13 protein-coding genes are annotated in these 12,301 nt (G+C 59.1%); 7 read left to right on the top strand and 6 right to left on the bottom strand.

Translation table 11 applies throughout. The features are described from left to right. Positions 1 to 31: 31 nt before the first annotated feature. Entirely contained in the window at positions 32 to 175 is a 144-nt protein-coding gene (locus B3N48_RS25780; RefSeq protein ID WP_414704287.1) for a hypothetical protein, read from the bottom strand. A 145-nt stretch (positions 176 to 320) separates the two neighbouring features. Here B3N48_RS25780 and B3N48_RS25775 point away from each other — a divergent pair, with 145 nt between their 5' ends. Further along, the gene (locus tag B3N48_RS25775; RefSeq protein WP_296188533.1) at positions 321 to 1,085 is read left to right on the top strand and encodes a sulfite exporter TauE/SafE family protein; all 765 of its coding nucleotides are present in this window, start codon (positions 321 to 323) and stop codon (positions 1,083 to 1,085) included. A gap of 10 nt (positions 1,086 to 1,095) precedes the next feature. Here B3N48_RS25775 and B3N48_RS25770 read toward each other — a convergent pair whose 3' ends face one another. Further along, entirely contained in the window at positions 1,096 to 1,410 is a 315-nt protein-coding gene (locus tag B3N48_RS25770) for a putative quinol monooxygenase (RefSeq protein WP_296188531.1), read from the bottom strand. A 211-nt stretch (positions 1,411 to 1,621) separates the two neighbouring features. Here B3N48_RS25770 and B3N48_RS25765 point away from each other — a divergent pair, with 211 nt between their 5' ends. Further along, positions 1,622 to 2,206 (top strand): NAD(P)H-dependent oxidoreductase, encoded by a 585-nt coding sequence (locus tag B3N48_RS25765; RefSeq protein WP_296188530.1) that lies wholly within the window; start codon positions 1,622 to 1,624, stop codon positions 2,204 to 2,206. Between the two features lie 39 nt (positions 2,207 to 2,245). Here B3N48_RS25765 and B3N48_RS25760 read toward each other — a convergent pair whose 3' ends face one another. Next, positions 2,246 to 3,217: an alpha/beta fold hydrolase gene (locus B3N48_RS25760; protein ID WP_296188529.1), complete on the bottom strand. Its 972-nt coding sequence runs from the start codon at positions 3,215 to 3,217 to the stop codon at positions 2,246 to 2,248. A gap of 80 nt (positions 3,218 to 3,297) precedes the next feature. Then, positions 3,298 to 3,942, bottom strand: a complete 645-nt coding sequence (locus B3N48_RS25755; protein WP_296188527.1) for a glutathione S-transferase — start codon at positions 3,940 to 3,942, stop codon at positions 3,298 to 3,300. A gap of 137 nt (positions 3,943 to 4,079) precedes the next feature. Here B3N48_RS25755 and B3N48_RS25750 point away from each other — a divergent pair, with 137 nt between their 5' ends. Both B3N48_RS25750 and B3N48_RS25745 read left to right on the top strand, forming a co-directional pair. Then, entirely contained in the window at positions 4,080 to 4,643 is a 564-nt protein-coding gene (locus B3N48_RS25750; protein WP_296188525.1) for a TetR/AcrR family transcriptional regulator, read from the top strand. Positions 4,644 to 4,718: 75 nt separating this feature from the next. After that, positions 4,719 to 5,615, top strand: coding sequence for a LysR family transcriptional regulator (locus B3N48_RS25745; protein ID WP_296188522.1), 897 nt, complete (start codon positions 4,719 to 4,721; stop codon positions 5,613 to 5,615). A gap of 2 nt (positions 5,616 to 5,617) precedes the next feature. Here the strand turns inward: B3N48_RS25745 and B3N48_RS25740 are convergent, their stop codons facing one another. After that, a complete protein-coding gene (locus B3N48_RS25740; protein ID WP_296188521.1) occupies positions 5,618 to 6,907 on the bottom strand; it encodes a zinc-dependent metalloprotease family protein in 1,290 nt (429 codons plus the stop codon). A 430-nt stretch (positions 6,908 to 7,337) separates the two neighbouring features. Here B3N48_RS25740 and ggt point away from each other — a divergent pair, with 430 nt between their 5' ends. Beyond that, a complete protein-coding gene (gene ggt, locus B3N48_RS25735; protein ID WP_296188520.1) occupies positions 7,338 to 9,005 on the top strand; it encodes a gamma-glutamyltransferase in 1,668 nt (555 codons plus the stop codon). A gap of 10 nt (positions 9,006 to 9,015) precedes the next feature. Here ggt and B3N48_RS25730 read toward each other — a convergent pair whose 3' ends face one another. After that, the gene (locus B3N48_RS25730; RefSeq protein ID WP_296188518.1) at positions 9,016 to 9,885 is read right to left on the bottom strand and encodes a MurR/RpiR family transcriptional regulator; all 870 of its coding nucleotides are present in this window, start codon (positions 9,883 to 9,885) and stop codon (positions 9,016 to 9,018) included. A 231-nt stretch (positions 9,886 to 10,116) separates the two neighbouring features. Here B3N48_RS25730 and zwf point away from each other — a divergent pair, with 231 nt between their 5' ends. Continuing rightward, positions 10,117 to 11,586: a glucose-6-phosphate dehydrogenase gene (gene zwf, locus B3N48_RS25725; protein ID WP_296188517.1), complete on the top strand. Its 1,470-nt coding sequence runs from the start codon at positions 10,117 to 10,119 to the stop codon at positions 11,584 to 11,586. Then, positions 11,573 to 12,292, top strand: a complete 720-nt coding sequence (gene pgl, locus B3N48_RS25720; protein WP_296188515.1) for a 6-phosphogluconolactonase — start codon at positions 11,573 to 11,575, stop codon at positions 12,290 to 12,292. The genes zwf and pgl overlap by 14 nt, the downstream gene beginning before the upstream one ends. Positions 12,293 to 12,301 lie beyond the last annotated feature (9 nt).

Genomic DNA, 12,301 nt, shown 5'->3' with positions numbered 1-12,301 from the left:
ACAGTTGGCTCACTCCTACAGGGTTTTGGTGTTACCGACGAGCCAGCAACATTCCTGATTCCATAGGGTGCGCATACGGAAACGGGTCGAACAGCGCACAACGCGAGACCCTGGAGTGAGCTTGCTCACGAAAGCGTCTGTTCAGACGTTGCTGTGTGAGCGGGTTCGCCGCCATCGCGAGCAAGCTCACTCCTTCCCCTTCTAGCGTTCCAGGTGATCAAGGCAGGGGGCCGGCGGCGCTCTGTGGCTCTGTCTTGGGCGTAGGCTGCTTCAATATATCGCAGATTCAAAACCCTTCCCGACTGGGCCATCATCGCCCCATGAATACGTTCTTCGCGCTGTATCAAACCCTCGGCTGGAGCCTGACGTCACTGGTTATGTTGGCGTTTCTGCTCGCCGGCACGGTCAAGGGCGTGATTGGCATGGGGCTGCCCACCGTGGCGATGGGTTTATTGGGCGTGGCTATGTTACCGACACAGGCTGCAGCGCTGTTGCTGATCCCGTCGACCTTGACCAATATCTGGCAATTGGCAACGGGCGGGCACCTTCGCAGCGTGTGCAAATGGCTCTGGCCGCTATTGACGATGATCGTCGTTGGTACCGGTCTGGGCTCGTACGGGGTGGGCATGGGGGATGCCCACGGCATGGGACGCGCGTTGGGCGGCGCGCTGTTCATCTATGCGCTCAGCGGGCTGTTTCTGCCGACGCTCAAGGTGCCCGCGCGGGCTGAAATCTGGCTGGGGCCTTTGTGTGGCGTGATCACAGGCCTGATCACTTCAGCCACCGGCGTGTTCGTCATCCCGGCGGTGCCTTACCTTCAGGGTCTCGGACTGGATCGCAACCAATTGGTGCAGGCGTTGGGGTTGTCCTTCACCGTGTCCAGTCTGGCACTTGGCGCGGGGTTGTTCTGGAATGGCGCCTTGGGCAGCGCCGAAATGAGTGCCTCGCTTTTGGCAGTCATTCCGGCGTTGGCGGGGATGATGATTGGCCAGTCGTTGCGGCAGCGAATCAGTGCCGTGGCGTTCAGGCGCGCATTCTTCATCGGCATGGCCCTGCTCGGGCTGCACCTGATGATTGCCGGTTGATCCCGCGCGTTTAGCCTAAGGCAGATGAAGGGCTGATCATGTCCACGGGACGAATCTCAAAGTCCCGTTGCAGGTACTCCATCCGCTTAGCGAAGAACTCAGCCATATGCGGCAACGCCGAGTGGACATCCAGGTGCGCTTTCGATTGCCAGATCTCATAGAAAATGAACAGCGTCGGATCCTGCTGATCGCGCAGCATGTGGTACTCGATACAACCATCCTCACTGCGACTGGCCGCGACGTAGCGGCTGAATAGGGCTTCGAACTCTGCCGCTTTTCCCGGCCTGGTCTGGGCATGAAGAATGAAACCGTGCAGATCGTTCATAAGGCCTCCTGAATGAAAGTGACGCTATCTTAAGTCAACAATGAATCGAGGATTTGTGCGTCTAGAGCAAAGGCGTTTTGTTTCGTTGTGGGTGTTTCGACCGGCGGCAAATCGCTACGCTGCCGTCCATTCACATTCCAGCTCATTAATGAGTGCTTGACGGCCACCGCTTCGCAGACGGTTGCACATCGAGTCACGACGAGGTTTTCACATGAAAAAAGTATTGTTCATCAACGGCGGCAAGCAATTCGCCCATTCTGACGGCCGCTACAACGCAACCCTGCATGATGCCGCGCTGGCGTTCATGGATCGCGCCGGTTTCGACGTGCAGCAGACGTTCATCGACGGCGGTTACGACATCGCTGAAGAAGTGCAGAAATTCCTCTGGGCCGATGTGATCGTCTGGCAGATGCCCGGCTGGTGGATGGGCGCGCCGTGGACGGTGAAAAAGTACATCGACGAAGTCTTCACCGAGGGCCATGGCAGCCTATACGCCAACGATGGTCGTACCCGTTCCGACGCGTCGCAGAAATACGGCAGCGGTGGGCTGTTGCAGGGCAAGCAGTACATGATCTCGGCCACCTGGAACGCGCCGCAACAGGCGTTTGATGACCCGACTGACTTCTTTGAAGCCAAAGGTGTGGACGCAGTGTACTTCCCGTTCCACAAGGCCAATCAATTCCTGGGCATGACCGGCCTGCCGACGTTCCTGGCCACGGACGTGATGAAAGTACCGACCATCGACGCCGATGTGAAACGCTACGAGGCGCACTTGGCGTCGGTGTTCGGCGTGTGAAAAAACGCTGCGTGTCGGGCGACGACGCAGCGTTCAGGGTCATTTCACGCCGTTGAGAAACAGCGTGGCATGTTTGACGAACAGCTCCGGGTATTGGTAGATCGCCCCGTGATTCGAATCCGGGTAGATCACCAGTTGGGCGTTCGGCAGGTTCTGTTGCAAGGTGACGTCGTTGGCGGTGTAGAACACGATGTCGTGGCTGCCCGCGACCACCAGCGTCGGTTGGTGGATGTTCTTCAGGTAGTCGTTGGCGTGATCCGATGGCGCACCCCAACCAGCGATGGCCGCCGCTTGCGCGGGCGCGGTCTTGCTGTTGACGTCGACATCGCGGTTGACCTTGCGCGCGCGCAGACGGGTCAGGAACTCACGTCCTGCGGCTTGGCTCTCAGCGGTCTGGGTGAAGAACACGTCGAGCAACAATTCGTCCGGTACGTCGCGTTTTTTCGCCAGGTAGCCCTGGAATTCAGGGGTCAGCGACGCCATGCCCACGCCGCCTTGTGGCGAGGAGCCCACCAGAATCAGGCGACGCACCACGTCCGGATGATCCAGAGCCACTTGCTGAGCGATCAGGCTGCCCATCGAAAAGCCCAACAGGTCGGCCTTCTTCACACCCAACGCCTGAAGCAGACCGGCTGCGTATTTGGCCATGTCCTGAATGTTGTTCGGCACTTCGCCGCTGGAGCTGGCGACACCTGCGTTGTCGAAAAGAATGACTTCGCGATCCTTGGCAAACCCGTCGATGACCTTCGGGTCCCAACTGTCGAGATTGCCGACAAAGTGCTGCAGAAACACAAGCGGTACGCCGCCGGCCTTGCCGAAACGGCGGTAAGCGAGGCGGGCGCCCTCGACGTCGACGAATTGTGTTGGCGCGGTTTGATGGGTATAGCTGCGGGTCGTCTGGTGGCTGGCTGGCGCGGTACTGGCGTTTGCAGGGATAAACGAACAGGCAGCGCTCAGCGCGGCGACGGCCAGGGTCTGGCGCAACGCCCAACGGTTGTTGAAAACGGTCATGTCGGTGTACTCGAAAAGAGCTGAAAAATCAGTGGACTCAAAAATGCCCAGACCCTTTGCAGGCCGGGCCAGACACATCATCAGGCCGGGTTTCGCACGCTGGCCCGCTGCTGGACGTTAGCTTGCCAGGACTTCAAGGCCTCGCATTCCTCCGGGATTTCGATGTTGGCGAAGCCGGCGAAGATCAGGCCGGCAAGGACCGTGATGTCAGCCATGGAAAACGCGTCGCCTGCCACATACGGTTGGCTGCGCAGCACCTGATCGAAATACCGCATGCCCGCCACCGCTTTGTCCCGTTGGCGATTGCCCCACTCCACGCGACCTTCCCATTCCGGACTTTTGTAAGGCTGCAGGGCGGCACCCAAGCCAGGGGTGGCATGGTGGAAGTAATAACCCACGGGATCGGCCAGTTCGGATTCCGCACGTTTATGCATCATGTGAATGACGCCCTTTTCCTTCGGCGTCTTGCCAGTCAGGGTCGGGTTGCCGTCGAGATTGTCGAGGTATTCGGTGATGGCCGTGCATTCCGAAATGTAAGTGCCGTCATCCAGTTGCAGAACGGGTACTGTGCCCGTCGGGTTGATGCTCAGAAACGCGGGTTGCTTGTGTTCGGCTGCGGGAAGGTCAACCTTGACGAACTCCACATTCGACACCAGACCTTTTTCGGCCAGGACGATGCGAATGCGCAGAGGATTAGGAAAACCGGGAATGTCGAAAACTTTCATGCGAGCTCCATAGCTGTCTATCTATCGGTAGGTATACAATGCCCGCAGACGAATTTCTGTGTCAATGCCTATCTATCGATAGGCAGAATTATTTTTGGCCGCGAGTGGTTGGCGCGTCCAATCGGGAGGTATGAGGCATGACGCTGGACACCCGCGAAACGATCATGACGGTCGCCCGCAAAATGGTGCAGACCCGAGGCTACAACGGTTTGAGCTTCCGCGAGCTGGCCAAGGAAGTCGGTATCAAAAGCGCGAGCATTCACTACCATTTCCCCACCAAAGGGGATCTGGGCAGTGCGCTGGCCCGGCGCTACACCGAGGACGGCTACGCCTATCTCACGGAACTTCGAGCCCAGTCCGATGACCTTGGGAAATGGATGCAGGGCTACACCGGGATCTTTCGGGCGGCGTTGGTCAACGACAACCGCATGTGCCTGTGCGGCATCATGGCCGCCGAGTACGACGACTTGCCGCCGGAAGTGCGGGTTGAGGTGGACAACTTCACCGATGTCAACGTCAAGTGGTTGAGCGAAGTGCTGGCGATCTGTCGTCCGCAGCTGTCAGCAGACCAGGCGCAAGAACAAGCCATGGCGATCTACGCTGCAGTGGAAGGCGCCCAATTGGTGGCGCGGGGGCGTGGCGATATTGGCGTGTTCGACACGACGATTAAGGCCTATCGCGCTGCCGGGCTGCTGCCATGAGCGCCCGGTTATGACGCCCGGGGCTTTGCGTAAAAACGCGACGACCATTCAGGCTGTTTTGAAGGGAGGACAGGCGTGAAAGCGCGATCCGATGAGTTGCAGGTGTTCGTCTCAGTGATCGAAAGCGGCTCGATTTCTGCCGCCGCCGAGCAGGTGGGGCAGACGCCGTCGGCGATCAGTCGCACGCTGTCGCGTCTCGAAGCCAAGCTCGGCACCACGCTGATCAATCGCACCACGCGGCGCATGGATCTGACCGAGGAGGGCAAGTTTTTCCTCGAACGCGCCAAGCAGATTCTCGGGCAGCTGGAAGAGCTGGAAGAGCGCATGTCGCTCCGTCAACAGACCCCCTCCGGCCGCTTGCGGATCAACGCCGCGTCGCCCTTCATGCTGCATTCCATCGTGCCCTACGTGGCCGAATTCCGGGCGCTGTACCCGGATATCCAACTGGAACTGAACAGCAATGACCTGATCATCGACTTGCTGGAGCAAAGCACCGATGTGGCGATCCGCATCGGCGCACTGGCGGACTCGACGTTGCATGCGCGCGCGCTGGGCTCCAGCCCGCTGAACATTCTCGCCAGCCCCGATTACTTGAAAAAGCACGGCACGCCGAAGACCGTCGAGGCGTTGAGCGAGCATTCGTTGCTGGGCTTTACGCAGACCGAGACGCTGAATCACTGGCCGTTGCGTCATGCTGAAGGGGATCGCCTGTTCATTCGACCGACCGTGTCCGCGTCCAGTGGCGAAACCTTGCGGCAACTGGCGCTGGCGGGCGAGGGCATCGTCTGTCTATCGCACTTCATGACCCATGAAGACATCCGCCTCGGTCGCCTGAAGGTTGTCCTTGCGCATGCCAACAGCGGGTATCGCCAGCCGATCCACGCGGTTTACTACCGCAACTCGCAACTGGCCTTACGAATTCAGTGCTTTCTGGATTTCATTCAGCAGAAGCTGGCCAATTACGCAGCCTGAGTTCATCGGTAGCCCGACACCGCGCTTTTGGTCAGTTCGAGCACGCGATGATTGTCGGCTGTCTCGGCATCACCCATCGGCACACCTTCATAGCGAATATCAGGGTTGGACCACAGGTTGAGCCGCTGCGATGTGGGCGGATTCGGCTGAGTGCCGACTATCGTGTGCCACATGTTTCCGCCCACTGAAAAGCGATACGCGTGGCCGAAAGGGTAGGGTGTCTGTGAAGGGTCGCTGTCGATTTCGTGACGCGCGGATTGCAGGTGGCCGATCTCGTGGGCAAAGGTGAAGTTGGCGATGCATTCGTAATTCACCATTGCGAACGCAGTATCGGCTGTGGACCCATTTTGCAAGGCTTGTCCGCAACTCTGTGACCCATCTGAGGCGGGGGCGGCACGGTAGATATAAATCACCACGTCTGCGGCGGTTTCATTGCGCACCCTGATCGAGTCGTCCATATAGCCGTCGTCCGGGTTCTGTAAGCGGATAAGGTCGAGTCCGGGAAATGCGCCCTGCGGCACGTAATCAGTGACGTGGTAGGCCACCAGTTGCAGCCGGATGCCGATCAGGCTGTTGATGTAACTCTGATTGGCCAACGCCACGGCCAGCTGCATCAACGCCATCATGTCCCCTTGATACTCGGACACGGTCTTTTGCGGCACCACGGTCATGACGTCGATGTTGGTGAGCGCAGCGTTGGACGATCTGGCAGGAGCTTTGGGCGCCACGCTTTTGTTCTTGTTGGCGGGGGGCTTCGGGCGATCGCTGTGGTCTTGCTCAGGTGGCATTTTCGCGCCGTCCAGAACGACGACTACATGCCTGTCAGGGCCGATAGGTCGGATCTCATAAAGCTTCGATCCTTGCCGGATCGTACCGGTGATGGTCTGCCCGGCTTTCACCAGGGTGATCGAATTCAAAGGATCCTGCCATTGCGGAATCTCGGGCTGCACGGTGGCATGAGGCTCAAGGTTGCCGAACCAGACCACGCTTTGCGAACCATCGGGGTTGGTGATTTGCTCGCTGCGCACTTTGCTGGCGGTGATCAGATGGTCGATCAGCGTGAGCTTCAGGCTCTTCTGATTCATGGTGATCGCATGGGGATCAACGCTCACCTCCTGGACGAGTTGCGTGGCGGGGAAATTCCGAAGGGTGTTCAGCGCGGCTTGAAAGGCCTCATCGGTCTGGGCAGGTTCAGGCGCTGTCCCAAGAAAGGGCTGACCTTCCAGATTCCTGAGAAACAGCGCAGCGACGGTGATCACGACGATCGCCATCAGGGTTGAGATCAATTTCATGAACAATGCTCCATGCAACGGTCAGCGCAGCCATGCGCTGTGTTTACATTAGCCATGTCAAAGCCTGGGCAACTGAACCATTGGAAATCAAACCCGCGACGCTTATCGCGACGCTGCCTGCGCGATGGCAACCGATTGGCAGCATTCACTGACCGTGCGGTGAGCACATACTCGGCGAGAGACGCCGGAGGTACGACGGCAGCGAGAGCGATGGGTCATCGTCACAGCACCCGCCTGGCACGTCGGATGTCTCTTTGAACCGAATTGGGAGGTCGGTAGGGCATGCAGGTCAACGACTGCTTTTGGGGGATCTTTTTAGGTGAGCGATAAATATTTACCTCACATCGTCAGGCGCTGAGCGCTAGTCTGGTCAGCATTCAGACAGCCTCTCTGTCACAAGCTGACACCCTTGCTCATATAAGGACGCTCCATGCGAGTCGTGACGCTCAAAACTCTCGCCTTGTCGGTGATTTTCGCCGTCAGTTCGCCGGTGTACGCGGTCATGCTGGAAGGCGGCGCCGTCGCGTCGCCGGACCAGTACGGCGCTGACGTCGCCGAGCAGATTCTCAAAAAGGGCGGCAACGCCGTCGACGCCGCCGTCGCCACGGCCTTCACCCTGGCGGTCACCTACCCCGAAGCGGGCAACATCGGCGGTGGAGGCTTCATGACCCTTTTCATGAACGGCAGGCCCTACTTCCTCGACTACCGCGAAACGGCACCGAACGCCGCCAGCCGCGACATGTACCTCGATGACAAGGGCAACGTGATTCCCGGCATGAGCCTGATCGGTGCCCGAGCGTCCGGGGTGCCGGGCACCGTCATGGGTCTGTGGGAAGCGCATCAGAAGTTCGGCAAGTTGCCTTGGGCGGAATTGCTCACCCCCGCCATCGGTTACGCGCGCAACGGCTTCATTGTCGCGGACAAGCAAAACATGTACGGCGCTGAAGCCATCAAACAGCTCAACGGCAAGACCAACTTCGGCGACTACTTCGGCGGCATGAAAAAAGGCGAAACCTTCCGTCAGCCCGAACTGGCCAAGACCCTCGAACGCATCGCCGACAAAGGCGTCGATGAGTTTTACAAGGGTCAGACCGCCGAGCTGCTGGTCGCGCAAATGCAGGCCGACAACGGCCTCATCACCAAACAGGACCTTGCCGATTACAAGGCAGTCTGGCGCAAGCCCCTGCACATCAACTTCAACGGCAACACCCTTTACACAGCGCCGCTGCCCAGTTCGGGCGGTGTGGCACTGGCCCAACTGATCGGCATCAAGCAGGCGTTGGGGAATGACTTCAAGGGCTTGCCGCTCAACTCTGCGCGCTACATTCATCTGCTGGCGGAGATCGAAAAGCGTGTGTTTGCCGATCGCGCCAACTACCTGGGCGACCCGGACTTTTCAAAAGCGCCGGTCAGTGAGCTGACAGACCACGTGTATCTGGCTCAGCGCGCCCGAGAGATCAACCCCACGGGCATTTCGCCGACCGAAAATGTGAAGGCCGGACTTGAGTCGCACCAGACCACACATTTTTCCATCGTCGATGCGAAGGGCAACGCGGTCAGCAACACGTACACGCTGAATTGGGATTACGGCAGCGGCGTTGTGGTCAAGGGCGCGGGCTTCCTGCTGAACGACGAAATGGACGATTTCAGCGCCAAGTCTGGCGTGGCCAATGCGTTTGGCGTGATTGGCGGCGACGCCAATGCCATCGAGCCCGGCAAGCGTATGCTGTCTTCCATGAGCCCGAGCCTGGTCACCCGGGATGGCGCGGTAACCCTGGTGCTGGGCACGCCGGGTGGCTCAAGAATCTTCACCACCGTGTTTCAGGTGCTGAACAACCTTTACGATTTCCACATGCCGTTAAAAGACGCCGTCGCTGCGCCACGGGTGCACCATCAGTTGCTGCCCAAGGACACGATCTACACCGAGAAATTCGCGCCATTGCCCGCGCCGGTCGCTGATGAGTTGAAAGCCATGGGCTACACGCTCAAGGATCAGGGCTGGTCCATGGGCAACGTGCAGGCGATCAAGATCGATGGCACCAAAGTCGAGACCGCCTCCGATCCTCGTGGTCGCGGCGTGGGGAGGGTGGTGAAGTAAGGCGGGCGGCTCAGCCCAGTTCGTCGTCTACCGGATAACGACTGGCGTTGAGGCTTTCCTTGATCTTGCGCAGATGCGGCTGGAAGTCCACGCCGCGGCGCAAGGTCATGCCAGTCGCCAGTACGTCGAGCACCGTAAGCTGGATGATCCGCGAAGTCATCGGCATATAAATGTCGGTGTCCTCAGGCAGCGGAATATTCAGGCTCAACGTACTGGCCTTGGCCAGCGGCGAACCTGCCGCCGTGAGGCCGAGTACCGAGGCCCCATTCTCGCGAGCGATACGTGCCACTTCCACCAGTTCGCGGGTGCGGCCGGTGTAGGAAATGATCACGAACAACTCCCCCGTGTGCGCCACCGACGCCAGCATGCGCTGCATCAAAACATCGGCATGAGCCGTGACGGCCAGGTTGAAACGGAAAAACTTGTGTTGAGCGTCCAGTGCCACCGGCGCCGAAGCGCCAAGGCCGAAGAAGTGGATCTGCCGCGCTTGTATCAACAGGTCCACCGCCCGGCTGATCAGGGTCGGGTCCAGCACCTGACACACGCTGTCGAGCGAGGCAATGGCACTGGCGAAAATCTTGCGGGTGTAGGCTTCAGGATTGTCGTCCGCTTCCACGGCACGGCTGACGTATGCGGCGCCGCTGGCCAGACTCTGAGCCAGTTGCAATTTGAGTTCCGGGTAACCACTGACGTCGAACGAGCGGCAGAAGCGATTGACGGTGGGTTCGCTGACTTTCGCCGCCTGGGCCAGCGCCGCAATACTGAACCGGGTGGCCTGCTGAGGATTACTCAGGATCACCTCGGCGACCTTGCGCTCGGCCTTGTTCAATTCTTCAAGACGGCTCTGGATTTGCTCCAGCAGATTGCGTACGCGGTCCATTCAAAGTCCTTCTCGTGAAGCGGTAACAGGCTGTTCTATCGGCATTTCTGCAAAAGGTGTGCAACTGGGCCTTTAGCCTGTAGCAAAGGTGGCCTATCGTACTGGGGGCCTGTAGTGATCACCACTGTAATGTGTTTATTGGGTAAATGTTGTGGTTATTACTACATTTGGCCTTGAGTAACGCCTTTAAAAAAGGTATTTGTAGCCTAACTTGATAAAAGAACCAACATTATGCTCTCGATTACGGTTGAACCGTGCACCTTCGCCTTGTTCGGCGCCTTGGGCGACCTGGCCGTGCGCAAACTGTTCCCCGCGTTGTACCAGCTGGACCGTGCTGGACTGCTGCATGCCGAGACCCGAATTCTGGCCTTGGCGCGTGAGCCAGGAACGCCGCAAGAGCACATGGCCTACATCGACAAGAGCCTGCGTCGCTTTGTCCCAGAATCCCAGTTGGAAGGTGAACACGTTGAGCGTTTTCAGGCGCGCCTGAGCTACCTGCACGTGGATTTCCTCAAAGGCGAAGACTACGTTGCTCTCGCCGAAGCCGTGGGCGATGCGCAAACCATGATTGCTTACTTCGCCACGCCGGCCTCGGTGTATGGCGCGATCTGCGAAAACCTTGCGCTCGTTGGCCTGACCGACCGCACCCGCGCTGTCCTGGAAAAGCCGATCGGCCACGACCTCGCCTCGTCGCAGCGGGTCAACGACGCTGTGGCGCGGTTTCTGCCGGAAAACCGCGTTTATCGGATCGACCACTACCTGGGCAAAGACACCGTTCAAAACCTCATCGCGCTGCGCTTTGCCAACAGCCTGTTCGAAACCCAGTGGAACCAGAATTACATCTCCCACGTCGAGATCACAGTGGCGGAGAAAGTGGGGATCGAGGGCCGTTGGGGCTATTTCGATCAGGCCGGTCAACTGCGCGACATGATCCAGAACCACCTGTTGCAGCTGCTGTGCCTGATTGCGATGGACCCGCCGAGCGACCTGTCCGCCGACAGCATCCGCGATGAAAAGGTAAAGGTGCTCAAGGCACTGGCGCCGTTCACCCCGGAACGCCTCGCTACCCAAGTGGTGCGCGGGCAATACATCGCGGGTTACAGCGAAGGCAAACCGGTTCCCGGTTATCTGGAAGAGGAAAACTCCAACACCCAGAGCGACACCGAAACGTTCGTTGCCATTCGTGCCGACATCCGTAACTGGCGTTGGGCGGGGGTGCCGTTCTACCTGCGGACTGGCAAACGCATGCCGCAGAAGCTGTCGCAGATCGTGATCCATTTCAAGGAACCGCCGCACTACATCTTCGCCCCGGAACAACGGATGCAGATCAGCAACCGCCTGATTATTCGTTTGCAGCCTGATGAGGGTATTTCTCTGCAAGTGATGACCAAGGACCAGGGCCTGGACAAAGGCATGCAATTGCGCAGCAACCCCTTGCAACTGAGCTTCTCCGACGCCTACCGCAGCGCCCGGATTCCGGACGCGTATGAGCGGTTGTTGTTGGAGGTCATGCGTGGCAATCAGAATCTGTTTGTCCGTAAAGATGAGATCGAGTATGCGTGGCAGTGGTGCGACCAGCTGATCGCTGGCTGGAAAAAAGCCGGCGATGCGCCCAAACCTTATGCAGCGGGCTCTTGGGGGCCGATGAGCTCCATTGCGCTCATTACTCGTGACGGGAGGTCTTGGTATGGCGATATGTGAACTTGAGTTTCCGGCGGGTCTGAAAGCCAACGAATTCGACAACCCCGAGCAACTGGCCAACGCGTTGGCCGACCATGTGGCTGATCGTCTGACGGCCGCCATTGCGAGCAATCCACACGGCGTTGCGACGCTGGTGGTCTCCGGCGGCAAGAGCCCGGTCGCGTTCTTCCAGGCACTGGCGCAGAAGCCGATCGAATGGGCCAAAGTCGCCATCAGTCTGGCCGACGAGCGTTGGGTCCCGACCGAACACGCCGACAGCAATGCGGGCCTGCTCAAGCGCTTCCTGTTTCAGGGCCCGGCGGAGAAAGCAGGCTTCTTCAGCCTCTATCGTCCGACGACGACCCTCGAAGAAGCGGCGGCCGCTACCGACGAGGCGCTCAAGGAACTGCCGAAAATCGACGTGCTGGTATTGGGCATGGGGGACGACGGTCATACCGCGTCGCTGTTCCCGAACAGCCCGAACCTGGCCGAAGCGCTGGACCTGAACAGCGAGCGCCGCTGTCTGCCCATGCTGGCGCCGAGCATTCCTCATCAGCGTCTGACCATGACGCGGTCACTGTTGGCGTCGGCCACGACGCCGATCCTGTCCGTTTCCGGGCAGGCAAAACTGGAAACCCTGCGCGCCGCGCTGGCAGGCGATGATCTCGCCGAAATGCCGATCCGCGCGTTCCTCAACCCGTCTCTAGAGATCTACTGGTGCCCATAAGCAAAGGAT

The sequence above is a fragment of the Pseudomonas sp. UBA1879 genome, from assembly GCF_002338065.1.
Classification (GTDB): domain Bacteria; phylum Pseudomonadota; class Gammaproteobacteria; order Pseudomonadales; family Pseudomonadaceae; genus Aquipseudomonas.
This window is presented reverse-complemented; position numbering and strand designations above follow the sequence as displayed.

What these genes read in the sequence shown, in the direction of transcription:
- B3N48_RS25755 (WP_296188527.1), bottom strand. Translation starts at nt 3,942, where the DNA reads ATGAAAGTTTTCGACATTCCCGGTTTTCCTAATCCTCTGCGCATTCGC.
- ggt (WP_296188520.1), top strand. Translation starts at nt 7,338, where the DNA reads ATGCGAGTCGTGACGCTCAAAACTCTCGCCTTGTCGGTGATTTTCGCC.
- B3N48_RS25740 (WP_296188521.1), bottom strand. Translation starts at nt 6,907, where the DNA reads ATGAAATTGATCTCAACCCTGATGGCGATCGTCGTGATCACCGTCGCT.
- B3N48_RS25770 (WP_296188531.1), bottom strand. Translation starts at nt 1,410, where the DNA reads ATGAACGATCTGCACGGTTTCATTCTTCATGCCCAGACCAGGCCGGGA.
- B3N48_RS25750 (WP_296188525.1), top strand. Translation starts at nt 4,080, where the DNA reads ATGACGCTGGACACCCGCGAAACGATCATGACGGTCGCCCGCAAAATG.
- B3N48_RS25765 (WP_296188530.1), top strand. Translation starts at nt 1,622, where the DNA reads ATGAAAAAAGTATTGTTCATCAACGGCGGCAAGCAATTCGCCCATTCT.
- B3N48_RS25730 (WP_296188518.1), bottom strand. Translation starts at nt 9,885, where the DNA reads ATGGACCGCGTACGCAATCTGCTGGAGCAAATCCAGAGCCGTCTTGAA.
- B3N48_RS25780 (WP_414704287.1), bottom strand. Translation starts at nt 175, where the DNA reads ATGGCGGCGAACCCGCTCACACAGCAACGTCTGAACAGACGCTTTCGT.
- pgl (WP_296188515.1), top strand. Translation starts at nt 11,573, where the DNA reads ATGGCGATATGTGAACTTGAGTTTCCGGCGGGTCTGAAAGCCAACGAA.
- B3N48_RS25775 (WP_296188533.1), top strand. Translation starts at nt 321, where the DNA reads ATGAATACGTTCTTCGCGCTGTATCAAACCCTCGGCTGGAGCCTGACG.
- zwf (WP_296188517.1), top strand. Translation starts at nt 10,117, where the DNA reads ATGCTCTCGATTACGGTTGAACCGTGCACCTTCGCCTTGTTCGGCGCC.
- B3N48_RS25760 (WP_296188529.1), bottom strand. Translation starts at nt 3,217, where the DNA reads ATGACCGTTTTCAACAACCGTTGGGCGTTGCGCCAGACCCTGGCCGTC.